The following is a 21,990-nucleotide window of genomic DNA, read 5'->3' on the forward strand; positions in this document are numbered from 1 at the left end:
CGGTCGGGGCGGGAGGCGCCGGGCGTACCCCCGGGTCGGGCACGGCCGGCGCGGAGCCGGCGGCCGCCGGCGGCGGCTCGGCGGCGCCGAGGGTGAGCCGGCGTTCCATCCGCTCGAGGCGCTGGAGCAGGCCGCCGGTGGAGTCGTCCACGCCGGGCAGCAGCATCCGGGCGCAGATCAGCTCCAGCAGCAGCCGGGGCGCGGTGGTGCCGCGCATCTCGACCAGTCCGTTGTGCACGATGTCGGCACAGCGGGACAGGGTGGCCGGGCCGAGCCGCTGGGCCTGGGCGGCCATCCGCTCGATCTGGTCGGCCGGCCCGTCGATCAGGCCCTTGGCGGCGGCATCCGGCACCTGCTGCAGGACGATCAGGTCACGCAGCCGTTCCAGCAGGTCGGAGGCGAACCGGCGGGAGTCGTGCCCGGCCTCGGCCACCCGGTCGATGGTCGCGTACGCGGCCGCGCCGTCCCCGGCGGCGAGCGCGTCACACATCTCGTCGATCAGCGCGGCGTCGGTGACCCCGAGCAGCGCGGCGGCCCGCGCGTAGCTGACCCCCTCCGGGCCGGCGCCCGCGATGAGCTGGTCCAGCACGGAGAGGCTGTCCCGCATGCTGCCCCCGCCGGCGCGCACCACCAGGGGGAAGACCGCCGGCTCGACGGTCACCCCCTCCGCCTCGCAGAGCTGCTCGAGATAGGGCCGGACCACCTTCGGCGGGAACAGCCGGAACGGGTAGTGGTGGGTCCGCGACCTGATCGTGCCGAGGACCTTCTCCGGCTCGGTGGTGGCGAAGATGAACTTGACGTACTCCGGGGGCTCCTCGACCAGCTTGAGCAGGGCGTTGAAGCCGGCCGACGAGACCATGTGCGCCTCGTCTACGATATAGATCTTGAAGCGGCTGCGGGCCGGCGCGAAGAACGCCTTCTCGCGCAGCTCCCGGGCGTCGTCGACACCGCCGTGGCTGGCCGCGTCGATCTCGATGACGTCGATCGACCCGCCACCGTCGGGGGCCAGCCCGCGGCACGACTCGCACTGGCCGCACGGCTCGGGGGTCGGGCCCTGCTCGCAGTTGAGCGAGCGGGCCAGGATCCGGGCGCTGGAGGTCTTGCCACAGCCCCGCGGGCCGGAGAAGAGATAGGCGTGGTTGAGCCGGCCGCTGCGCAGCGCCTGCGACAGCGGCTCGGTGACCTGCTCCTGGCCGATCATCTCGGCGAACGTCCGGGGCCGGTACTTGCGGTAAAGGGCCAGTGCCACCCGTACCGCCTCCTCTCGACCGAGCCATTCTGCGCCGGTCAGGCGCGGGTGACCACCCACCACTCCGTGACCTGACCCGCAGCGACGTTACCGGCACCCGGAGACAGAAAGGCCTCCCGTGCACCCGGCAGAGCTCGCTTATCCTTGCTGCCTTCCGGCCCTGGGGAGGTTCACGAGATACCGCCGCACGGGAGGTGCCGCCAAGCCTACCCGACCCGGCGTGGATCTTCAGGGGGTGGTGGGGTGTCCGGGCCGTCGGGTACCTGTATCCTGGCTCGCGGAGGATTCGCCTAGAGGCCTAGGGCGCACGCTTGGAAAGCGTGTTGGGTTAACACCCTCACGAGTTCGAATCTCGTATCCTCCGCTCTCCTGAGCTGGAAAAACGAAGGGCCGGCCCCCGGTGGGGTGCCGGCCCTTCGCGCTAGGTACGTCCGGTCCGCCCGGTCAGCCCAGGACGGAGACCGACGAACGGGCCCCGACGGTGCCCGTGATCAGGCGCACGAACGGGGTCTCCCGGGCCGAGCCGGTGACCAGCCGGACCGAGAGGTAGTCGACGCCGCTGGCCAGGTAGAGCGCGGTCCGCATGCCGGCACCCGCGACGACCCACTTTCCGCCGCCGCCGGCCCGCTGGAAGGAGCCACCCTCGATGCTCGCCGCCGACGCGGCGACGTAGAAGCCGGCCGAGTCCGCGTCGCTGCTGCCGAACCCGGTCGAGTCGGCGGTGCAGCCGGAGATCGTGCAGTTGGCGGCGCGGATCTCGAACCCGTTGCCGGCGGTGTCCTGCGCCTCACACCCCACCACGGTGGCACGGGAGGACTCGATCTTGAAGCCGGGCCCGGCCGCCGTCGAGGTGCCCGTGCCGTACACCTTGCTGCCCCAGACCTTGATGTTGCCGCCGCCGATCAGGTACCCGCCGAGATCGCCGCCCTGGGCCGAACAGCCGCTGACGAAGCCGTCGGAGGACTGCAGGTTGTAGGACCAGCCGCCCGCGTTCTCGACCCGGCAGTCGGTCAGCTTGAACTCCCGCTGCCCGCCGGCATAGGTGCCGCCGAGGTAGATGCCGTCGCCGGTGGTCCGGGTGACGAAGACCCGGGTCAGCCAGGGCGCCGGGTCCGGCCCGTACGCGGTCGGGGTCGCGTTCATCTGGAAGTTGAGCCCGTTGGCCACCAGGTTGGCCCCGTCGAGCCCGATGTCGCTGACGCACTGCCGGGAGGCGCCGATCGCGCCCAGCGCCGCGGTCCACGGGTTCATCACCAGGGCCGACCCGCTGAAGCCGGTGTCCGCGCGCAGCATGGTGACCAGCGGGCCGGCCCCGATCAGCGCCTGCTTGTCGCCGAGCACCACCGGGGACTTGAGCTTGTACTGGCCGGGTGCCACGAAGACGGCCTTCATCGAGGCGCTACCCAGCGCGGCGTTGATGGCGGCCTGGGCGCCGAGGGTGGTGTTCACCTCGTAGGTGGCGCCGGAGCCGGCGGGGCCGACCCACGGGATGGCGCCGGTGGAGGCCAGCGCGGCGGCCTGGGCGGGGGTGATGCCGCCGAGCGCCGGCGCGGCGACGGCGGCGGCGCCGGCACTGACCGCGGCGGCCCGCAGCAGAGAACGCCGGTCGGAACGCTTGTCCTGCATATTTCCTCCTGGGGGTGGGCTCGCCCGGGTGGGCGAGGTGCGGCGGCGGCGCCACCGGCCCCGGAGGATGCCAACGGTCGACGCGCGGCCCGGCGGGTGCCGGGCTGCGCGCAGTGCTATCCGTCTGTGATGGATCCCCCGTGGCAGCGGCGGTACCGGCGCTGCATCGAGGGCCATCCTTCCAGCCGGCCGCCGATCCGTCTGCCCCGCGAAACGGACCTTTCCCGGCAGGGAGCGAGCGAGCGGGGCGGGTGGGCCCGCCGCACACCCCGGGGCGGGAGCGGCCCACCCCCGGTACCGTCGACCGGGTACGACGTTGACGGCCGTCACGCTGACGACCCCCATCCACCGGGGCCACCCCGTCGTACACATGTTCCATCCACAGCCTGTGGACGCCCGGGGGATCGGATGAGTTACCAGCTCAGCGCGGTGGTCGCCGACGTCGACCTGCTGCGCGAGCAGACCGCGGAGCTGGACCACGCGGTGCTCGCCGCGCTCCGGCAGGACTTCGCGCTGCTGCCGGTCACCCCGCAGCTGGTGACGGAGCTGACCGGCGGGCTGCCCGACTTCGTCACCGGTGAGGTGTCCCCGGAGCAGCCGTTCCGGCTCGTCCTCGGGGCGGACCTGACCGGCCGCGGCGGCCGGACCGGGCACGGCGACACCGGGACCGGGCAGTCGCCGCCGGCCGGGCCGGAGCTGGCGGAGCTGCTGGCCCGGTGGTCCCGGCGCGGACCGGTGGCGTACCTGGAGGCGGAGTTCGCCGGCGGGCTGGGTCACCAGGCGGCGGCCGTGTGGCTGGACGGCGCGCTGAGCTGGGGGCCGTGTGTCGATCGGACGCTGGACCGGCCGCGCGCCGAGTGGCCGATCAACGCGGCGCTGGCCCGGCTCGGCGCCGAGCCGGGAGCGTGGATCGACTACTTCGCCGAGCTGGGTCTGCACCTGGAGCGGGACACCGCCGGCTGGCTGGCCCACGGCCGCCGCGGACTCTCCGCGGACTACTGGGACGAGCTGGCCGAGGAGTGGGAACGCCGGCAATCCGAGCCGCACCAGCAACCTCATCCCCTCGGTCCCGTTGTGGACTGGGGGAATGCATGAAACTACGGCAATTGGGCTTTATCGCCGCACTCATGGCGGCCGCTTCGATCGCCGGCAGCGGCGTCCGTCCACAAGGGCCGGAGGTCCCGGCCCGACCGGTCGGCGCCGCCGAGGTGGTCGGCCTCGGCGGGCTGCGCGACGCCGAATTCGGCGACACCGAGCAGGAGCTGACCCGGCGCGGGATGCTCCGGACGGACGTCGACGCGTGCGGACCGACGCTGGCCGGGCACGAGGCGGTCAGCGCGGTCTTCGCCGGCGACCGCCTGGTCCTGCTCTGGCTCGCCGATCCGATGAGCACGCCCGAGGGGATCAGCGTCGGCACCCCGGTGACCGAGGTGCGTGACACCTTCCCGGCTGCGGTCGAGCTGGCCGCCCCGCAGAACTCGTACCGGTTCGACGGGCTGCTCGCCCGCGACGGCGACCGCGCGTACCTCTTCCTGCACGACGGCATGACGGTCCGGAAAATCATCGCCGGGTACGCGGACTGGGCGCGCCGCCTCTTCGACGAGGGCTACGGCCCCTGCTGAGGCGACCACCGGCCGCCGCAGAACGGACGTGTGCGTCCCCCGCCCACGAGGCAGCACGGCGTGCCGCCAGGTTCCATGTGACCGATGCGGCGGCTCGACCAGTCATTGAGGGAGGAAGCCGTCGAACATCAGGAGCGATCGTGAGTCAGAACCTGCGCGTCCTCTTCGAGCGGGCGCTCGCCACCGAGCCCGAACCTCCCACCGGAGACCTTGCCTTAGTTGCCATGTCGGCCGGGACGGCGCTGCGCCGCAGGCGCCAGCTGCTCACCGGAGGCGCGCTGGCCGGTGTCGTCACGGTCGTCGCCACCCTGCTCGCGCTGAACCTGGCACCGGAGACGAGAGCGACGCCGCCGGTGGTGGCGGCCGCGGCACCGATGCCGTCCCCCGGCCTCGCCTGTGACCGGCGGACGGGGCGCGAGGCCGCGGACGTCCGGGTCTTCCTCCGCCAGGAAATCACCGAGCGGCAGCGTGACGACCTGCGCGACGCGCTCCGGTCGGATCCGCTCGTCCGGAGCGTGACGTTGGTGACCCGGGAGGAGGCGTACGCCAGGTTCAAGGAGTCCTACCGGGACAACCCCGATGTCGTCGCCGCGGTCCGGCCGGACCAGTTTCCCGAGTCCTTCCGCGTCGGACTGGCGAGGGCGACGGACTTTCCACGATTCGTGGCGCGGTTCGACGACAGGAGCGGCGTCGACGAGGTTGTCGGCGACCCGTGCCCGACCCGCTCGGGCTCCTGGGGAGAATGAGTGACCAGCGGACAGGTCGACGTGTACACCGTGCCGGCCGCCGATCCTCCGGCCGGCCCGCTCGCGCGCTGGGGCAGCGCACGACGACGCGCGCGCAGCGCCCGGGACGACGACTTCAGCGCGTTCGTCGCGGCAGCCGCACCCCGGCTGAGACGCACCGCGTACCTGATGTGCCGGGACTGGCACCTCGCCCAGGACCTGACCCAGATCACGTTCGCGAAGATGTACGCCTCCTGGGGCCGGATCCGGCAGAGCGCGAACCTCGACGCGTACAGCCGGCGGGTCCTCATGAACGCCGTCTTCGACCAGCGGAGGCGGCGCCGCGACACCGAGGTCGTCTGCGCGCGACCGCCGGAGCGGCCCGGACCGGAGACGGCGAGGGACCTGCACGTCACCCTGATGACCGCGCTGTCCACCCTGCCGCTGCGGGATCAGGCGATCGTGGTGCTGCGGCACTGGGAGGACCAGAGCGTCGCCACGGTCGCCCGGATCCTCGGCATCTCGGCCTCCGCGGTCAAGATGCGCGACGCGAGGGCGCTGAGCCGGATCCGGGACCTGCTCGGCGAGGACTTCGTCAGCACCTGAGCCGGAAATGAGACCACATGCGGAACGCCCGGTGCGATCCTCGCGGATCGACCGGGCGTTCTCGCTGTTCACGAGCGGTGGCGGCGGGATTTGAACCCGCGGAGGGCGTAAACCCTCACACGCTTTCGAGGCGTGCTCCTTAGGCCACTCGGACACGCCACCGCCGAGTAGGCTACAGGACCCCGGGTCTGGACGCCGAACCGGTATCCCCGGGCCCGGCCTGGCAGGATCGTTGCCATGAGTACGCACATCGGCGCTGAGCCGGGAGAGATCGCCGAGCGGGTCCTGATGCCGGGTGACCCGCTGCGCGCCAAGTGGATCGCGGAGACCTACCTCGAGGGCGCCCGCTGCTACACGACGGTTCGCGGCATGCTGGGCTTCACCGGCCGGTGGAACGGCGTCGAGGTGTCCGTCCAGGGCTCCGGCATGGGCATGCCCTCCGCCTCGATCTACGCCCACGAGCTGGTCACCGAGTACGGCGTGAAGACGCTGATCCGGGTCGGTTCCTGCGGCGCCCTCACCGAGGACCTCCAGCTGCGGGACGTGGTGGCGGCGATCGGCTCGTCCACCGACTCGAACATGAACCGGATGCGCTTCGACGGGCTGATCGACTACGCCCCGGTGGCCGACTTCGGGCTGCTGCGTACCTCGGTCGAGGTGGCCGAGCGGCGCGGCATCAGCATGCGGGTCGGTCCGATCCTGGCGGCGGACGCCTTCTACACCGACCGTCCGGACCTCTACGACCGGTTGGCCGACTACGGGGTGCTCGCGGTGGAGATGGAGTCGGCGGCGCTCTACACGATCGCGGCCCGGTTCAAGGCTCGGGCGCTGACCATCCTGACGGTCAGCGACCACATCAAGACCGGCGAGAAGACCACCTCGGCGGAGCGCGAGCAGACCTTCAGCCAGATGGTCGAGATCGCCCTGGACACCGCCATCGCCTGACCTTTTCAGCCCGTTCCGTCCGCCCCGTCACCATCCCGGTGGCGGGGCGGACGCGTTCCACGTCACATAAATTAATACGACCGGTCGGTCTTATTTTGGTTTACGCTGCCCGCATGACCTCCGACGGCCGCGTCGCCCGCGGCGACCGCACCCGCCGCGCCGTGCTGGACACCGCGGTGGCGCTGGCCACCGAGGTCGGCCTCGACGGGCTCTCCCTCGGCCAGCTCGCCGACCGGCTCGAGGTGAGCAAGTCGGGCCTCTTCGCGCACTGGCGCTCGAAGGAGGCGCTCCAGCTCGCCACCGTCGACCGGGCCGTGGCGCAGTGGCAGGAGCGGATCATCGAGCCGGCCCTGCGCGCTCCCAGGGGGGTACGCCGGCTGCAGGCCCTGCACGAGGCCCGGATCGACTTCTACGCCGCCCGGGTGCTCCCCGGCGGCTGCTTCTTCGCCAACACCGAGTTCGAGTACAACGCGCGTCCCGGCCCGATCCGGGACCGACTCGCCGAGGCGTTCCAGCGCTGGACCGCCTTCCTCGAACGGCTCGTCCAAGAGGCCGTCGACCTCGGCGAACTCCCCGCCGATTTGGACGTCGCGCAGCTCGCCTACGAGATCGACGCGTTCGGCATCAGCGCCGTGATGCGCTCCCGGCTGCTCGACCCGGACACCACCTACCGGCACGCCCGCCTGGGCCTGCTGAACCGGCTGCGCGCGCTCAGCCCCAATCCGACCCTGCTAACGGAAGGCCCGTCATGAGCCACCAGTTCGGTCACGTCGAGCACGTCACCGTGCACTTCGACGACCTCGACGCCATGGGCATCCTGCACAACGCCCGGTACGCGGTGCTGCTGGAGCGCGCGCTCACGCCGTACTGGACCGAGCGGGGCATCGCCTTCTCGGCCGGGCGGCACAGCGCCCCCGACGTGTTCCACGCCGTACGGGAGTTCACCATCGCCTTCCGCGCCCCGGTCACCGGCGTCGGCCCGCTGGCAGTGCACTTCTGGCTGGAGCACTTCGGCACCACCAGCGCCCGGTACGCCTTCGAGTTCCGCTCGCCGGACGGGGAGACGCTCCACGCCGAGGGCACCCGCTCGATCGTCCGGCTGGACCCGGCCACGCTGCGCCCGACCGCCTGGACCGAGGCCGCCCGGGCCGTCGCCGCGACCCTGCTGCGCCCCGCCGCCCTGCCCGCCTGACCGACCCTCCGCCGCAGCCGGACGCGGCCCGGCCCCGCCCGAACCGACGCGGCCCGGGCCCACCGGACGGACGCGGCCCGGGCCCACCGGAACGGACCGGGCCTGCCGGAACAGACACAGCCCGGCCCCGCCGGAACGGACGCGACCCGGCCGGGCCGGTCCGGGCCTACCGGAAGAAGGCGCGGAGCAGGGCGGCGCTCTCGGCTTCCAGCACGCCGCCGTACACCTCGGGGCGGTGGGGCAGGCGGCGGTCGCGCAGCACGTCCCAGAGCGAGCCGACCGCGCCGGTCTTCGGCTCCCACGCGCCGAAGACGACCGTCGAGATCCGGGCCAGCGCGATCGCGCCGGCGCACATCGTGCACGGCTCCAGGCTCACCACCAGCGTGCAGTCCTCCAGCCGCCAGCGACCCAGCCGCTCGGCGCCCCGCCGCAGCGCCAGCACCTCGGCGTGCGCGGTCGGGTCCCCGGTCAGCTCCCGCTCGTTGCGCCCGATGGCCAGCTCCGTGCCGTCCGGGCCGTAGAGCACCGCGCCCACCGGGACGTCCTCGACCGCGTCGGCTCCGTCGTCCGGGCCGGTCACCGCGACCTCCAGGGCCCGGCGCATCCACAGTTCGTGCCGCTGCCGTCGGCCCACGCCGCCGGGGTCGGCCAGCCCTTCCTGCGCGCCCGGACCGACCCGGCCCGCCCGGCCCGGGGTGGGCTGCCCCGGGCGTACGGTCTCCAGCGCCGGGTCGGTGGCGTCGGCCGGTTCGCCGCCGCCGGTCCAGAACGGGCCGGACGGCTCAGACCTCACGCAGCTCCTCGACCTCGTCCGCGCAGCCGAGGACCTGACAGATCTCGGCGGTGACGTCGGCCGGCATCATGCCCTCGTGGCCGCAGAGCGCGAGCAGCTTGGGCGCGGGGATCCCCAGGTCGGCGAGGAGGTCGGCATCGCCCACCGGGTCGGCCTCGGGGTCCACCGCCGGCTGCTCGGACTCGTCGCCGCCGGCCGCCGCCGGGGGCTCCTCGACCTCCTCGAGCCCGGTGACCGAGGTCTTCAGGTCACCGACCAGCAGGGCGCCGAGCCGCGACTCCTCGGCGTACGCCGAGTCGGAGCCGAAGACCCGCAGGTCCTCCCCCTCGTCCAGGCGCAGGATCACCAGGTACGTGTCGTCGGCCTCGACGAAGAGCAGCGACAGGTCGGCGTCCGGCTCGGCATCGCGGAGCCGGTCGGCGACCTCCTCGATGTCGGTGACGCCCCGCAGGCTCACCTCTTCGGCGGTCCAGCCGCCCTCGACGCGCGCCACGGCAGCAGCGAAGTACGACACGGTCCCCCCAATTTGGCCTCGGCAGCATGCCGACTCGTCACGCGATGCACGTTAACCGGTCGGGTCGGCAGGCGACCGGTCAACGCCCCGAAGGGCCGGCCGTTCCTGGAGAAAGTCGGTCAGCCGGCGATCCGCCGGCGGGTGGCGATGAGCTGGCGCAGACGCTCGGTGCGTACCCGCTGCGGCCGCTCGCGCTGACGTACCGTGCGGGCGCCGGCCAACTCGGCGAGGAGTTGGAGACGGCGGCGGCTCCGCTCGGGGTCGAGCCGCGGCGGGGTGGTCCAGGCCATACCGCGAGGGTGGACCGTCACCGCGGGTACGTCAAGGGGCGTTCGCTACGCAGCGGCGACGTCACCCAAGGTCACCAGAGTGGCCAGTTCCCGCTCTGCGCCCAGCGCACCGCGACGACCGCCGCGGCGATGCTCCAGCCGCCGGCGGTGACGATCGCGATGCCGGTCGCCACCCCCCGGTCGCCGTACCGGACCAGTGCGGCGGCGGCCAGCCAGGCCAGCGTGCCGCCGATCAGCGTCCACCAGGCGTAGCCCGGCACGTCCCGTCCGAGCAGGCCGAACAGCAGCAGCCAGGCGAAGGCCGTCACGGCGCCGACGGCCACCCCGGCGCCGGTGACCGGGTGTGGCTCCCGCCAGACCGGCCGCATCGGCGCGCCGGCCGGAAAGAGCCCCGACGGGGCCCGTGGCACCGGCCGGGCCGGGCCGGGGCCGGTCTCACCGGGTCCCGCGTGCCACCCGCTCATCGCCCCGCTCCCTTCACCGACCGTGCACCCCCCGACGTCACGCAGAGCGACCATTGCGGGGGCCGGCTCCGGCGTTCGTCCCCACCGTACTTCTCTGCCAGGATGACCGGATGCGCTCGCGATCGACCGGCCGCCGTCCGCGCCCCGCGTTACCGGTCCTGCTGCTGCTCGTCCCGGCCCTGGCCGCCGGGTGCGCCCCCGGCGCCGGCGACCCGGCCGGCCCGGGCAGTTCCTGGCAGGGTCCGGGCAGCGGGCCGGTCACCGCCGAGCAGCCCGCCGCGTCGCCGTCCGCCGCGCCCAGCACCGCGGTGCCCAGCCCGTCGCCCAGCCGTACGCCGGCGCGGCACGTGTTCCCGGTGCGGGCCGGCAACGTGGCCTTCCACCCGACGCACTCCGCCTATCCGGGGACGGACATCTTCGCCGACTGCGGCGAGCCGGTGGTGGCGGTCACCGACGGCCGGATCCTCGAGGTGAGCCGGGTGGACCGGTTCCGCCGGAGCGGCCCGCTCGGCCCGTACAACGGGGGGCTGTCGGTCTCGCTGCTCGGCGACGACGGGGTCCGCTACTACGGCTCGCACCTGAGCGCGGTCGCCGCGGGCATCGACGCCGGGGTACGGGTCCGCGCCGGCCAGCAGCTCGGCAAGGTCGGCCACACCGGCAACGCCAACAACGTCTGCCACCTGCACTTCGGCCTCTCCCCGAAGTGCACCGGCCAGAACGACTGGTGGATCCGGCGGGGCGTGGTCTGGCCGGCGCCCTACCTGAGCTCGTGGCGGAAAAAGGGCAACCGGGGGCCGGCCGCCGAGGTGGCGGCCTGGCAGCGGAAGCACGGCTGCCCGAAGGCGCCCAGCTCGGGTGGGGGCGGCGGCTGACCGGTCCACTCCCGACACCCGGGGCGGGACGCCCCGCGGCCGGCGGCGCGGACGCGTAGGTTGCAGTCATGACTGCCCGGGATCCCATCGCCGACCTGCGCCGGATCGCGTTCCTGTTGGAGCGGGCGAACGAGGCCACCTACCGGGTGCGGGCGTTCCGGTCGGCCGCGAACACGCTGGGTGCGCTGCCCGCGGCGGAGGTGGCCGAGCGGGCCCGGACCGGGAAGCTCACCGAGCTGTCCGGCGTCGGTGACGTCACCGCCCGCTGTGTGGCCGAGTCGCTGGCCGGCGAGGAGCCGGTCTACCTGCGCCGGCTGGTCGCCACCGAGGGCACCGACCTGGACGCGGCGGCGCAGCAGTTGCGGGACGCGCTGCGCGGCGACTGCCACACCCACTCCGACTGGTCCGACGGCGGCTCACCGATCGAGGAGATGGCCCTCGCCGCGGTCGAGCTGGGCCACGAGTACGTGGTGCTCACCGACCATTCGCCCCGGTTGACGGTGGCCCGGGGATTGACCGCGGCCCGGTTGCGCAAGCAGCTCGACCATGTGGCGGCGGTCAACGAGGCGCTGCCGAAGGGGTTCCGCATCCTTACCGGCATCGAGGTGGACATCCTCGCCGACGGGTCGCTGGACCAGGACGAGGAACTGCTCGCCCGCCTCGACGTGGTGGTCGGCTCGGTGCACAGCGGCCTGAACGACGACCGGGCGAAGATGACCCGGCGGATGCTGGCGGCGGTGGCCAACCCGCACCTGGACATCCTGGGCCACTGCACCGGCCGGATGGTGTCGTCCCGGCCCGCCGGGGTGACCGGTCCGGGCGACCGGGGGCACCGGGCGCGTACCCGCAAGGAGAGCGACTTCGACGCGGACGCGGTCTTCGCGGCCTGCGCCGAGCACGGCGTCGCCGTCGAGATCAACTCCCGGCCGGAGCGGCAGGACCCGCCGAAGCGGCTGATCCGCCGGGCGCTGGAGGCCGGCTGCCGGTTCGCCATCAACACCGACGCGCACGCCCCGGGGCAGCTCGACTGGCAGCGGTTCGGCTGCGAGCGGGCGGCGCTCTGCGGCGTACCGGCGAACCGGGTGGTCAACACCTGGACGGCCGACCGCCTGGTGAAGTGGACGGCCGCCCGCCGCTGACGACCGCGCCGCCGGCGACGGGCCGGCGGCCGGCGGAGGTGGCGGCCCGGGCCGGCGGTTCAGGTCCGGCCCGGGCACCGGCGCCGGGCTGAGCGCGGACGCCGGGCTGAGCGCGGACGCCGGGCTGAGCGCGGACGCCGGGCTGAGCGCGGACGCCGGGCTGAGCGCGGACGCCGGGGCGGGTCAGCGGCCGGCGGGCACCGGTGCCGGGCTGGTGGTGCCGGCGGCCGGGGCCGGGCGACGCCGGCCCAGCATGCCCTGGGCCACCGCCACGCCGACGAGCACCACCAGCGCGCCGACCGGCTGGTGCCAGTTCATCCGCTCGCCCAGCACGACCGCACCGACCAGCACCGCGAACACCGGGATCAGGTAGGTGACGGTGGAGGCGGTGCTCGCCCCGGCGAGCCGGATGTTGCGCAGGTTGATCACGAAGGCCAGGCCGGTGCCGAGCGCGCCGAGCGCCAGCACGCTGCCCAGCACCCGGCCGGAGAGCCCGGCCGGCGCCGGCGGGGCGCCGGCCACCAGCGGCGCGACCACCGCGAGCTGCGCCGTAGCGACCAGCAGCTGGGCCGCCGAGAGGGACAGCCCGGTGTACGCGGTGTCGGCGATGAACTTCTTCTGGTACGGGATGGCCACGCCGTAGCAGGCCGCCGCTCCCAGGCACATCAGCTGGCCGAGGAAGTGCGAGCCGCCGACGCCCTCCCAGACGCCGAGCACCACCAGCACCCCGGCGAAGCCCAGCCCCAGGCCTATGGCCCGACGCACGGTCAACCGCTCGGTGCGGAACACCAGGACGGCCAGCGGCAGCACGATCAGCGGGGTGGTCGCGTTCCAGATCCCGGCGAGCATCGACTCGACCCGCTGCTCGCCGTAGCCGAACAGGGTGAACGGCAGGGCCACGCCGAACGCGGCGACCACCACCAGGTGCGCCCACACGCGGGGCTCCCGGGGCAGCCGGTCGCGCAGCACGGCCAGCACCACGAGCAGGGTCGCCGCGCCGGTGGCGACCCGGTAGAGGGTGAGGTGCAGGGGGTGCAGCTCGGTCACCCCGACCTTGATGAACAGGAAGCTCGAACCCCAGATCACACCGAGGGCGAGGAAGCCGGGCAGCCAGCTTCGCAGCGGCGCCCGGTCAGGAGTGAAATCGCCGGTCACTCATGACACTCTGCCGCAGGGGTACGACGAAGTCGCGCGAGATTCGGACCACGTGTCGGCCGCCACAGCGACCGCGGTGACCCGCCGGTCGTACCCGCCGTCGGGCCCGCCCGGTGGCCGGCCCGAACGCGACAAAGACGGTCGACAACAGGGCGGTACGGTCACGTAGGGTCGCAGGGTGGGACGAATCGATGACCTCGCCAACCGCTACGTGGCCGACTGGGCCCCGCTGAGCCCGACCGGCGCCACCTACGTCGGCATCGCCGGCTACGACGACCGGCTCGACGACCTGACCCCCGAGGGGTACGCCGCCCGCGCCGACCTGACCCGGCGCGCCCTGGCCGACCTCGACGTGACCGAGCCGGACACCGAGGCCGAGCGGACCGCCAAGGAGGCGATGCAGGAGCGCCTCGGTCTGGAGCTCGCCCGGCACGAGGCCGGCGAGACCACCAGCGAGGTCAACGTGATCGCCAGCGGGCTGCACGACCTCCGGATGGTCTTCGACCTGATGCCGACCGAGGGCGAGGACGCCCGGGCCAACATCGCGGCCCGGCTCAACCGCTTCCCGGCCGCGCTGGAGGGCTACAAGCGGACGCTGCGCGAGGCCGCCCAGGCCGGGCGGGTCAGCTCCCGGGCGCAGCTGACCGAGGTCGCCAAGCAGTGCGACATCTGGACCGACCCGGACGGCGACAACTTCTTCCACGGGCTGGTCGAACGGCTCGGCGCGGCCGGGGCGCTCGACGCCGACCTGCGCAAGGGCGCCGCCGCGGCGACCGCCGCCACCGCCGAGTTCGGGCAGTTCCTCCGCTCCGAGCTGGCTCCCCGGGGCCGGGAGAAGCAGGCCGCCGGCCGGGAGCGGTACGAGCTGGCCTCGCAGTACTTCCTCGGCGCCCGGGTCGACCTCGACGAGACGTACGCCTGGGGCTTCGCGGAGCTGGCCCGGCTGGAGGGTGAGATGCGGGCGGTGGCCGCCCGGATCGTTGGGCCCGGCGCCACCATCGACGAGGCCGTCGCGGCGCTCGACGCCGACCCGGCGCGCACCATCCAGGGCAAGGAGGCGTTCCGGGACTGGATGCAGGCGCTGGCCGACAAGGCGATCAGCGAGCTGCACGGCACCCACTTCGACATCCCGGAGCAGGTCCGCCGGATCGAGTGCTGCCTGGCCCCGACCAGTGACGGCGCGATCTACTACACCGGCCCGAGCGAGGACTTCTCCCGGCCCGGCCGGATGTGGTGGGCGGTGCCGCAGGGCATCACCGACTTCTCCACCTGGCGCGAGGTGACCACCGTCTACCACGAGGGCGTGCCCGGCCACCACCTCCAGGTCGCCCAGACGGCGGTCCGCGCCGAGCTGCTCAACCGCTGGCAGCGGCTGCTCTGCTGGGTCTCCGGGCACGGTGAGGGCTGGGCGCTCTACTCGGAGCGGCTGATGGACGAGCTGGGCTACCTGGAGGACCCGGGTGACAAGCTCGGCATGCTCGACGGCCAGGCGTTCCGGGCGGCCCGGGTGATCGTCGACATCGGCATGCACCTGGAGCTGGAGATTCCCCGGGACAACCCGTTCGGCTTCCACCCGGGCGAACGGTGGACGCCGGAGCTGGGCTGGGAGTTCATGCGGGCGCACTGCCGGGTGCCGGACGAGAACCTGCGCTTCGAGCTGAACCGCTACCTGGGCTGGCCCGGGCAGGCGCCCTCGTACAAGGTGGGGGAGCGGATCTGGCTGCAGGCCCGGGAGGAGGCGAAGGCCCGCAAGGGCGCCGACTTCGACCTGAAGGAGTTCCACCGGCAGGCGCTGGATCTCGGCTCGCTGGGGCTCGACCCGCTGCGCCGGGCGCTGGCCCGGCTGTAGCCGGGGCCGGGTTCCCGGCCGGGGACCGCACAGCGGCCCGGCACGACGGACGGCCGGGAGTCGGAGGATCACCTCCAACTCCCGGCCGTCCGGCCGTCCGGGATCAGGCCAGGTCGAGGTTGAGCCGCGGCTTGGCGGTCAGCCGGTTGCAGTCGACGAAGGCCAGGTCGATCGTCGGGTCGGTGAAGGTGATCGGGATGGGTGAGGTGATCGGGATGCCGTCCGGGAACGGTAGGTCCGGGGTCAGCGTGATCTTGATGCCGAGCAGGTACCCGACGAAGCGGGTGGCGTAGAAGGCCACGTCGCCCTGGACGGTGAGCCGGTCGGTGACGTACCGCTGGCGCTTGCCGGCCGGACCGTCGGCCAGCAGGACGAAGTCGTCGGTCACCGCCTTCTCCATGCTGAACTTCAGCACCTTGAGCGTGCCGTCCCCGGTCGGCAGGTCGACGACCCCGTCGAAGTGCAACCCGGTCATGGTCACCTTCGAGCCGGTCAGCTTCGAGGGCTGGGCGGCCACCCGGGGCTGGTTCGCCTCGGCGGCGATCTTCGGCAGCGGCTTGCCCGCCTCGACCGGCTTCGGCTTGGCCGGGGTGGGCCGGTCGCAGGTGCCGGGCTTGGCCGGCCTGGCGGGCCTGGCCGGGGCGGTGGCCTTCGGCGTCGGCTCGGCGCTGGTCGGGGCGGAAGTCGGGGCGGCGCCGGTGGCCGTCGGCTCGGGCGTGGGTGCCGGGCTGCTCGCCGCGGCCTCCGGCTCGTCGTCACCGGTGAACAGGCCGGTGATGCCGTCGATGATGTTGGTCAGCAGGTTGCCGGAACTCTTCTTCTCGGCCGGCGCGGCGCTGGCCTCGGCACTGGCCGCCGGGGACGCCGAGGTGGTCCGCGCCGGCCTGGCCGGGGCGCTGCTGGTGGTGGGGCAGGCGGCCGGGGCGGCGATGGCCGGTTCCTGATCGCGCAGCCCGAGCAGGCCCACGGTCGACACGCTGGCGAGCACCAGCAGGATCGCGTACAGCTTGGGGTCGCGGCGGCCGTCACCCTCGCGGGCGTCGGGTCCGACGGCCGGCAGCACCTCGGTGCTGTCGGCCGACCCGCGGGGCTCGCCCGGGGCCGGCTCCCGCAGCGGGTTGCGCGGCTCGGGCAGCGTGTCGGTGAGCACCCCGGTCGTCTCGTCCTCGCGCTGCCGGGGCAGCAACTCGTCGACCAGGGCGGGCTCGTCGCCGTCGGTCTCCTCGGCGGCGTCCGCCTCGGCGGCGGCCGCGGCCTCCTCGGCGGGGGCGGCCGGCTGCTTCCGGGGCACCCAGGCGAAGCCGAGCGCGCTACCGATCATGCCGAGCAGCAGGCCGATGAAGAAGCCGCCGAGGTTGACCCCGATCAGCGAGTAGAGCGCGGTGATCGCCGCGACGATCGCGTAGAACATGCGCTGGGCGGGGCTGAACCAGAGCAGCATCCCGCAGGCGACCAGGATGACCGGGATCAGCCAGGACAGGAAACCGGTCGGCCCCATCTGGAAGGTGAGGCCGCCGAGGCTCATCTGTGTGGTGCCGAAGATCTCCAGGCCGGCCAGCGCGGTGAAGAGGCCTCCCCAGAAGGGCCGTTCCCGCCGCCACCGGCGGAACCCACCCCACGCCTGCCCGAGCCGGCTGGGCCGCGCATGCTGCGTCTCGGTGGTTGTCACGTGTTCCTCCTGGCGGTACTGGCGGTGCTGTCAAGGCGGTGGAACAGAGTCGAGGCCCGCGGAGGGCGCCCTCCGCGGGCCTCGACATCAGATCAGAAGCATTCCTTCGCGGCTGCGCCCACGTTCACCTTGAGCTTGAGGCCGTTCAGGGTGAAGACGCCGGCGCTGGTGGAGCGGGCCACCTGCTCCAGGTCGGTGATGACGACCTTGTCGGCGCTCTGGCCGAAGGACTTCGGGGTGGCGGACGCGTTCAGGTCGGTCGCGTCGCGGCCGATCTTGATGTTGGTGAACTCCGCGTCGCCCTCGAGGGAGTCCATGTCGATCAGCAGGCCGCTGGCGGTGGCCGGGCTGCCGCCACCACCGGCGTTGATGGTCAGCACGACCGGCAGGTCCGGCACCTTGACCGACTGGCAGAGGTCGTACAGCTTGGCGTTGGAGATCTCGGAGACGGCCACCGGGTGCACGGTGCCGTCCTTCTCCTTGGCGAAGCCGCCGTACTGCTTGAATCCGTCGCCCTCGAGCTTCGAGGCGCCGACCTTGAAGGTCTGGCCCGAGACGGCGAACGAGGCGGCGATCGCGCCGTTCGCCATGCCCAGCACGATGCCGCCGGCCACGACGGTCGCCGGCACCATCATCGCGGCAAAGCGACGCCAGCGGGTGCCGCCACTCAGCTGACGGTTCTCCGATTCACTCACAAGGTCCTCCTCGACGGGGGTTCGTCACCGGGCGCGGGTCGCGCCTCGGGACGGGAAAGCTGCGGGGCGGCGCGGAGACCGTTGTGCCGAACGGACCGCGCAGTACGCGGATTGGATGCTCTCGCGAAGCGACACACCTCACAAGTCCCTTGCTACTGACCAGTAACACACCCGTGGTATCAAGATCGCCGAGTGTTACCGACGGTTAACGTCTAGGTAGCGAGAACCCCCGGGCAAACCACCCGGATTACGACACGGATGCCGGCAGGTTTCACGTGTGGTAGCCGTCACGGATATACATCACAGTTCGGTAACGGGAAGCTGGCGGACCGCTGCGGATGATCCGCAGCTCACCCGTCCGGGCGGGCCGGCTGACCGGTCGGCCCGCCGCTCAGCTCCGGCCGTCCAACCAGGACCCCAGCAGGTGCCGGTCGATCGAGTCGATCCGGCCCAGCGGCCGACCCGCCGCCACCCGGGCCCGCAGGTCATCCCGGGTGAACCAGCGCGCCTCGACCACCTCGTCGCCGTCCACCTCGAACCCGGTGCCGGCCGCCGTCGCCCGGAACGCGACCATCAACCCGGCGGGGAACGGCCATGCCTGCGACCCCTGGTAGGCCAGCCGCGACACGGTCACCCCGGCCTCCTCGGCCAGCTCCCGGTGGACCGCGTCCTCCAGGCTCTCGCCCACCTCCACGAAGCCGGCCAGCATCGACCAGCCGTCCTCCGCCGCGCCCCGGTGCCGCGCCAGCAGGCAGCGACCGGGCTCCCCGGGCGCCTCCACCAGCATGATCACCGCCGGCTCGACCCGGGGGAAGTGCAGCCGGCCGCAGTCCGGCCCGCCGCACGCCCGCACGTGGCCGCCCTCGCGTGGCCGCGTCAGCGCCCCGCAGCCGCCGCAGTAGCGCTGACCCCGATGCCAGTGCAGCATCCCCTTGGCGTACGCCTGGACGGCCGCCTCGGCCGCCCCCAGCCCCGCCACGATGGCGCGTACGTCGACCGCCTCGGCGGCGCCGGCGAGCCGCAACGCCGCCGGTTCCGGGTTACCGGACAGGTCGACGGCGAAGACCGGGCGCCCCGCGTCCAGGCCCAGGAAGACCGGCTCGCCCGCGGCGGCGAGCAGCCCGGCCGCGTCGACCGTGGGCAACCGCACCGGCGTCCGCTCCGCCGACACGAGGCAGCGGTCCTGCCAGAACGGCAGCAGCACGCTCTCCCGGTCGGCCAGGCGGGCGGAGATCCAGCCCGGGTCGGCGCGCAAACCCGCGGCCCGGTCCAGCCAACCCCCGCCGTACGCCGGTCCCTGCTCGTCGGTCCGCACCCGCTCACAGTGCCACGAACCCGGACGCGGCGATCGCCCCGGCCCGGGTGACGGTCGCGACACCCACCGGCCGGCCGACGGGCGGTGCCCGGCCAGCGACTCCCGACCAGGTCGAGCGTTGGTTACCGTAGGTGTCTTCCGGGTGGGGGAAGCGGTCCCCACGTGGTACTTCCGATCGAGGTTGCTGTGACGCTGTACGGGGAGAAACTCCCGCCCGCCGACGACCGGCCCACGGTGAAGGTCACCGCGGTGAGCTGGCCGGACGACGAACCGGAACCCACCGCCGCCCCGGTACCGGGCCGCCCCGCCTGGCACCGGCGGGGCCGGCTGCTGCTCGCCGGCGGGCTCACCGCCGCCGTGCTCGCCGCCGGGGTCGGTGCCGGCGCCTGGGCTTACGCGGGAGACGTTCCCCGCGGCACCACCGTGCTCGGCGCGGAACTGGGCGGCCGGAGCCGGGCCGCGGCGGCCCGGGTGCTGGCGGCGGAGCTGGACCGCCGGGCCGCGGCGCTGAGCGCCCCCATCACCCTCACCGTGGGCGAGCGGAGCATGCCGGTGCGGCCGGCCGACATCGGCCTCGCGATCGACGTGGACGCCACCGTGGCGGCCGCCTCCGCCGTCGACGCGCACCCGGTCAGCCGCCTGGTCGGCTCCCGCACCGTCGACCCCGTGGTGACGGTCGACGCCGACCGGCTGGCGGTCACCCTCCGGCAGGCCATGGGCAACCAGGGCCGGGAGATGACCATGCCGGCGATCATCTTCACCGGCACCACCCCCAAGCCGGTCTACCCGAAGCCCGCGCTCACCGTCGACCAGGACGGCGCGGCCGCCGCGGTCAAGGCGGGCTGGCTGGCCGCCCAACCGGTCACCGTGCCGCTGGTCGAGCAGTGGCCGGCCACCAGCCGCGAGGAGGTCGACAGCCTCCTCACCGAGCTGGCCCGGCCGGCGGTGGCCGCGCCGGTGAAGCTCGCCACCGATCGCGGCTCGGTCACCATCCCGCCCGCCGCGATCGCCCGCGGCCTGCGCTTCTCCGCCGACCAGGCAGGCAGGCTCACCCCGCGGGTCGACGTCAAGCGGCTGCGGGCCGCGCTGGGTGACGCCCTGGCCCGGATCGAGGTGGCGCCGAAGGACGCCGGCCTGACCATCTCCGGTGGCAAGCCCAAGGTGGTGCCGGCGCGGGCCGGCCGCCAGGTCGACACCGCCGCCCTCAGCCAGGGCCTGCTGGCCGTCCTGCCGAAGGCCGACGGCCGTACCGTCCGGGCCGACCTGACCCCGGCCCAGCCGGAGCTGACCGAGGCGAAGCTCGCCGAGCTGGGCATCCGGGAACGGGTCTCCACCTTCACCACCCGGTTCACCGGCGGTCTCTCCTCCCCGCGCAGCCAGAACATCGTCCAGGCGGCCAAGGACGTCGACGGCACGATCCTGCGCCCCGGCGAGACCTTCTCGCTCAACGGCCACACCGGCGAACGCGGATACGACCAGGGCTATCAGGACGCGCCGACCATCGTGGGCGGCAAGCTGGTCCCGGGCGTGGGCGGCGGCGTCTCGCAGTTCACCACCACGCTGTTCAACGCGACCTACTACGCCGGCCTGGAGGACGTCGAACACAAGCCGCACTCGTTCTACTTCAGCCGCTACCCCGCGGTGATCGAGTCGACGATCTACTGGCCGCAGCTGGACTTCAAGTTCCGCAACAACACCCCGTACGGCGTGCTCATCGACACCTCGTACACGGGCAGCACGATCACCGTGTCGATCTGGAGCACCAGGATCTACGACAGCGTCAAGACCGAGTACGGTCCGCGCCGCAACATCACCCAACCGAAGACCGTCTACCTGGACCCGGGCCCCAACTGCATCTCCGCGGCGGGGAGCGTGGGCTTCGCCCAGGACGCGTACCGGGTGATCAAGAAGGGCGGCAAGGTGGTCAAGCGCGAGAAGTTCAGCTGGCGCTACGACCCGGAGCCGCGGTTCATCTGCGCTCCGAAGCCCACCGCCTGACGCCCACCGGGCGCAGGCACGGAAAAGCCCCGCCGGGCTCGTCGCCGGCGGGGCTTTTCCTCGTCGTACGCGCTCAGGGTCGCGCCTCGGCCAGGCCCTGCCGCACCCCCTCGGCGTCCCGGTCGGCGCCGTAGACGGGGGTGTCCGGCTGCTGGCGCCAGCTCTCGTCGAGCGTGCCGGCGTCCACCGGGTCGAAGCCCAGCTCGTCCACCAGCTCCATCACCACCCGCTTGGCGTCCGCGTCGTCGGCGGCGACGGGCAGGGCGATCCGGTCCGGGCTGCCCGCCGGCTTCCCGTTCTCCATCAGGTGCGCGGCCTGGATCGTGTTGAAGACCTTCACCACCCGGGCGCCGGTGAGCCGGTCCGCGGTCCACCGGCTGGAACTGAGGCTGCGGTCGAGCAGCTCGGGGATCTCGCCGTCGCGCTGCGGATAGTAGTTGTCCGTGTCGACCACGAGCTTGCCGTCGAAGAGCTGGGCCGGTAGGTCCGGCACGGCCTTCACCGGGATCGCGATGGCGACCAGTTCGGCGTCCCGCACGGCGTCCTCCACCGTCCCGGCCGTGGCGCCGGTCTCCCCGGCGAGGTCGGCCAGGCTCTCGGGCCCGCGCGAGTTGGCCACCGTCACGTCGTGCCCGAGGGACCGCAGCCGGCGGGTGAGCGTGCCGCCGATGTTTCCCGACCCGATGATTCCGATCTTCATGGACCACTCCTGCCTCCGCCGGCGCCCGGCGGTCAGTTCCGGTCGAACCATCAGCAGGTACCCCGACCGGCGCGGCTCGATCGGGGACCGGGGCGTACCGCGCGTCACGTCTGCGCCGCGGCCGGTTCCCCGTCCCGACGGTACGAGAGTCGCCGGCCGGCACGCGGCCATTCGGCCGAACGCGTCTTGGACGGTGCTGTTCGCGGCGGGTCGTGGTATTGGTGCGCTGGGAAGCCCCAGTCTGCGGCAGCTGGCGCCTTCGTTGGTTCCGTTTGCGGCAGGTCGTGGTATCGGTGCGCCGGGAAGCCCCGGGCTGCGGCAGCCAGCGTCTTGGTCGGTTCCGTTTACGGCAGGTCGTGGTATCGGTGCGCTTGGGGAGCGCTGGGGTTGCGGCGACCGGTGTCGTGGTTGGTGCTGTTTGCGGCAGGTCGTGGTATTGGTGCGCTGGGAAGCCCCAGGCTGCGGCGACCGGTGCCGTAGTTGGTTCTGTTTGCGGCAAAACGTCGTTTCGGTGCGCTGGGAAGCCCGGGCTGCGGCGATCGGTGTCGTTCCATTTGGGGTTTCGGGGTGGG

The 21,990-nt window shown here is 73.2% G+C and carries 22 protein-coding genes, 2 tRNA genes and 1 other RNA gene; 12 read left to right on the forward strand and 13 right to left on the reverse strand.

All coding sequences use genetic code 11. From position 1 onward, the window contains the following. A partial coding sequence (locus tag LQ51_RS04980) for a DNA polymerase III subunit gamma and tau (RefSeq protein ID WP_046563471.1) occupies positions 1 to 1,249 on the reverse strand: 1,249 nt, incomplete at its 3' end. Between the two features lie 107 nt (positions 1,250 to 1,356). Continuing rightward, positions 1,357 to 1,446, reverse strand: an RNA gene (gene ffs, locus LQ51_RS31785) — signal recognition particle sRNA small type. 82 nt (positions 1,447 to 1,528) lie between these two features. On the opposite strand from ffs, the gene LQ51_RS04985 reads away from it, so the two are divergent. Then, positions 1,529 to 1,613, forward strand: a tRNA-Ser gene (locus tag LQ51_RS04985). An 80-nt stretch (positions 1,614 to 1,693) separates the two neighbouring features. Here LQ51_RS04985 and LQ51_RS04990 read toward each other — a convergent pair. Continuing rightward, on the reverse strand, positions 1,694 to 2,875 hold the full coding sequence (locus LQ51_RS04990) for a right-handed parallel beta-helix repeat-containing protein (protein WP_046563472.1): 1,182 nt from the start codon (positions 2,873 to 2,875) through the stop codon (positions 1,694 to 1,696). A 408-nt stretch (positions 2,876 to 3,283) separates the two neighbouring features. On the opposite strand from LQ51_RS04990, the gene LQ51_RS04995 reads away from it, so the two are divergent. From LQ51_RS04995 to LQ51_RS05010, 4 genes are all read left to right on the forward strand, one after another. Further along, positions 3,284 to 3,970 carry a hypothetical protein gene (locus LQ51_RS04995; RefSeq protein ID WP_046563473.1) on the forward strand — a complete coding sequence of 229 codons (687 nt, stop codon included), beginning with the start codon at positions 3,284 to 3,286 and terminating at the stop codon, positions 3,968 to 3,970. A gap of 32 nt (positions 3,971 to 4,002) precedes the next feature. Further along, a complete protein-coding gene (locus LQ51_RS05000; RefSeq protein ID WP_231605376.1) occupies positions 4,003 to 4,497 on the forward strand; it encodes a hypothetical protein in 495 nt (164 codons plus the stop codon). 140 nt (positions 4,498 to 4,637) lie between these two features. Continuing rightward, positions 4,638 to 5,243, forward strand: a complete 606-nt coding sequence (locus tag LQ51_RS05005) for a permease-like cell division protein FtsX (RefSeq protein WP_046563475.1) — start codon at positions 4,638 to 4,640, stop codon at positions 5,241 to 5,243. Then, the gene (locus tag LQ51_RS05010) at positions 5,244 to 5,828 is read left to right on the forward strand and encodes a SigE family RNA polymerase sigma factor (RefSeq protein ID WP_231605386.1); all 585 of its coding nucleotides are present in this window, start codon (positions 5,244 to 5,246) and stop codon (positions 5,826 to 5,828) included. Between the two features lie 75 nt (positions 5,829 to 5,903). Here the strand turns inward: LQ51_RS05010 and LQ51_RS05015 are convergent. Beyond that, positions 5,904 to 5,990: transfer RNA gene (locus tag LQ51_RS05015), tRNA-Ser, on the reverse strand. Between the two features lie 75 nt (positions 5,991 to 6,065). On the opposite strand from LQ51_RS05015, the gene deoD reads away from it, so the two are divergent. From deoD to LQ51_RS05030, 3 genes are all read left to right on the forward strand, one after another. After that, positions 6,066 to 6,773 (forward strand): purine-nucleoside phosphorylase, encoded by a 708-nt coding sequence (gene deoD / locus LQ51_RS05020; RefSeq protein WP_046563476.1) that lies wholly within the window; start codon positions 6,066 to 6,068, stop codon positions 6,771 to 6,773. Positions 6,774 to 6,886: 113 nt separating this feature from the next. Continuing rightward, entirely contained in the window at positions 6,887 to 7,525 is a 639-nt protein-coding gene (locus LQ51_RS05025; protein WP_046563477.1) for a TetR/AcrR family transcriptional regulator, read from the forward strand. Beyond that, complete coding sequence (locus tag LQ51_RS05030; protein ID WP_046563478.1) at positions 7,522 to 7,965, forward strand: acyl-CoA thioesterase; 444 nt, start codon at positions 7,522 to 7,524, stop codon at positions 7,963 to 7,965. The genes LQ51_RS05025 and LQ51_RS05030 overlap by 4 nt, the downstream gene beginning before the upstream one ends. A gap of 166 nt (positions 7,966 to 8,131) precedes the next feature. Here the strand turns inward: LQ51_RS05030 and LQ51_RS05035 are convergent, their stop codons facing one another. The 4 genes from LQ51_RS05035 to LQ51_RS05045 all read right to left on the reverse strand — a co-directional run bounded on the left by LQ51_RS05035 (position 8,132) and on the right by LQ51_RS05045 (position 10,026). After that, positions 8,132 to 8,617 (reverse strand): nucleoside deaminase, encoded by a 486-nt coding sequence (locus LQ51_RS05035; protein ID WP_369799820.1) that lies wholly within the window; start codon positions 8,615 to 8,617, stop codon positions 8,132 to 8,134. A gap of 130 nt (positions 8,618 to 8,747) precedes the next feature. After that, on the reverse strand, positions 8,748 to 9,272 hold the full coding sequence (locus LQ51_RS05040) for a tRNA adenosine deaminase-associated protein (RefSeq protein WP_046563480.1): 525 nt from the start codon (positions 9,270 to 9,272) through the stop codon (positions 8,748 to 8,750). A gap of 119 nt (positions 9,273 to 9,391) precedes the next feature. Beyond that, positions 9,392 to 9,562 carry a hypothetical protein gene (locus LQ51_RS33265; protein WP_197087529.1) on the reverse strand — a complete coding sequence of 57 codons (171 nt, stop codon included), beginning with the start codon at positions 9,560 to 9,562 and terminating at the stop codon, positions 9,392 to 9,394. A gap of 71 nt (positions 9,563 to 9,633) precedes the next feature. Beyond that, complete coding sequence (locus tag LQ51_RS05045; RefSeq protein WP_197087530.1) at positions 9,634 to 10,026, reverse strand: hypothetical protein; 393 nt, start codon at positions 10,024 to 10,026, stop codon at positions 9,634 to 9,636. Between the two features lie 110 nt (positions 10,027 to 10,136). On the opposite strand from LQ51_RS05045, the gene LQ51_RS05050 reads away from it, so the two are divergent. Continuing rightward, positions 10,137 to 10,898 carry a M23 family metallopeptidase gene (locus LQ51_RS05050; RefSeq protein WP_046563481.1) on the forward strand — a complete coding sequence of 254 codons (762 nt, stop codon included), beginning with the start codon at positions 10,137 to 10,139 and terminating at the stop codon, positions 10,896 to 10,898. A gap of 68 nt (positions 10,899 to 10,966) precedes the next feature. Beyond that, positions 10,967 to 12,037 carry a PHP domain-containing protein gene (locus LQ51_RS05055; RefSeq protein WP_046563482.1) on the forward strand — a complete coding sequence of 357 codons (1,071 nt, stop codon included), beginning with the start codon at positions 10,967 to 10,969 and terminating at the stop codon, positions 12,035 to 12,037. 183 nt (positions 12,038 to 12,220) lie between these two features. Here the strand turns inward: LQ51_RS05055 and LQ51_RS05060 are convergent, their stop codons facing one another. After that, a complete protein-coding gene (locus LQ51_RS05060) occupies positions 12,221 to 13,192 on the reverse strand; it encodes a DMT family transporter (protein ID WP_046563483.1) in 972 nt (323 codons plus the stop codon). Between the two features lie 178 nt (positions 13,193 to 13,370). On the opposite strand from LQ51_RS05060, the gene LQ51_RS05065 reads away from it, so the two are divergent. Beyond that, the gene (locus LQ51_RS05065) at positions 13,371 to 15,041 is read left to right on the forward strand and encodes a DUF885 domain-containing protein (protein ID WP_046563484.1); all 1,671 of its coding nucleotides are present in this window, start codon (positions 13,371 to 13,373) and stop codon (positions 15,039 to 15,041) included. 103 nt (positions 15,042 to 15,144) lie between these two features. Here the strand turns inward: LQ51_RS05065 and LQ51_RS05070 are convergent, their stop codons facing one another. From LQ51_RS05070 to nudC, 3 genes are all read right to left on the reverse strand, one after another. Continuing rightward, complete coding sequence (locus LQ51_RS05070; protein ID WP_046563485.1) at positions 15,145 to 16,710, reverse strand: DUF6114 domain-containing protein; 1,566 nt, start codon at positions 16,708 to 16,710, stop codon at positions 15,145 to 15,147. Between the two features lie 92 nt (positions 16,711 to 16,802). Further along, positions 16,803 to 17,345, reverse strand: coding sequence for a DUF6230 family protein (locus tag LQ51_RS05075; RefSeq protein ID WP_046563486.1), 543 nt, complete (start codon positions 17,343 to 17,345; stop codon positions 16,803 to 16,805). A gap of 451 nt (positions 17,346 to 17,796) precedes the next feature. Further along, positions 17,797 to 18,720, reverse strand: a complete 924-nt coding sequence (gene nudC, locus LQ51_RS05080; protein ID WP_046563487.1) for an NAD(+) diphosphatase — start codon at positions 18,718 to 18,720, stop codon at positions 17,797 to 17,799. A 186-nt stretch (positions 18,721 to 18,906) separates the two neighbouring features. Here nudC and LQ51_RS05085 point away from each other — a divergent pair, with 186 nt between their 5' ends. Continuing rightward, positions 18,907 to 20,718: a VanW family protein gene (locus tag LQ51_RS05085; protein ID WP_046563488.1), complete on the forward strand. Its 1,812-nt coding sequence runs from the start codon at positions 18,907 to 18,909 to the stop codon at positions 20,716 to 20,718. A gap of 73 nt (positions 20,719 to 20,791) precedes the next feature. On the opposite strand, the gene LQ51_RS05090 is transcribed toward LQ51_RS05085, so the two are convergent. Further along, positions 20,792 to 21,418 (reverse strand): NADPH-dependent F420 reductase, encoded by a 627-nt coding sequence (locus tag LQ51_RS05090; protein WP_046563489.1) that lies wholly within the window; start codon positions 21,416 to 21,418, stop codon positions 20,792 to 20,794. Positions 21,419 to 21,990 lie beyond the last annotated feature (572 nt).

The sequence above is a fragment of the Micromonospora sp. HK10 genome (assembly GCF_000982955.1).
Taxonomy (GTDB): domain Bacteria; phylum Actinomycetota; class Actinomycetes; order Mycobacteriales; family Micromonosporaceae; genus Micromonospora.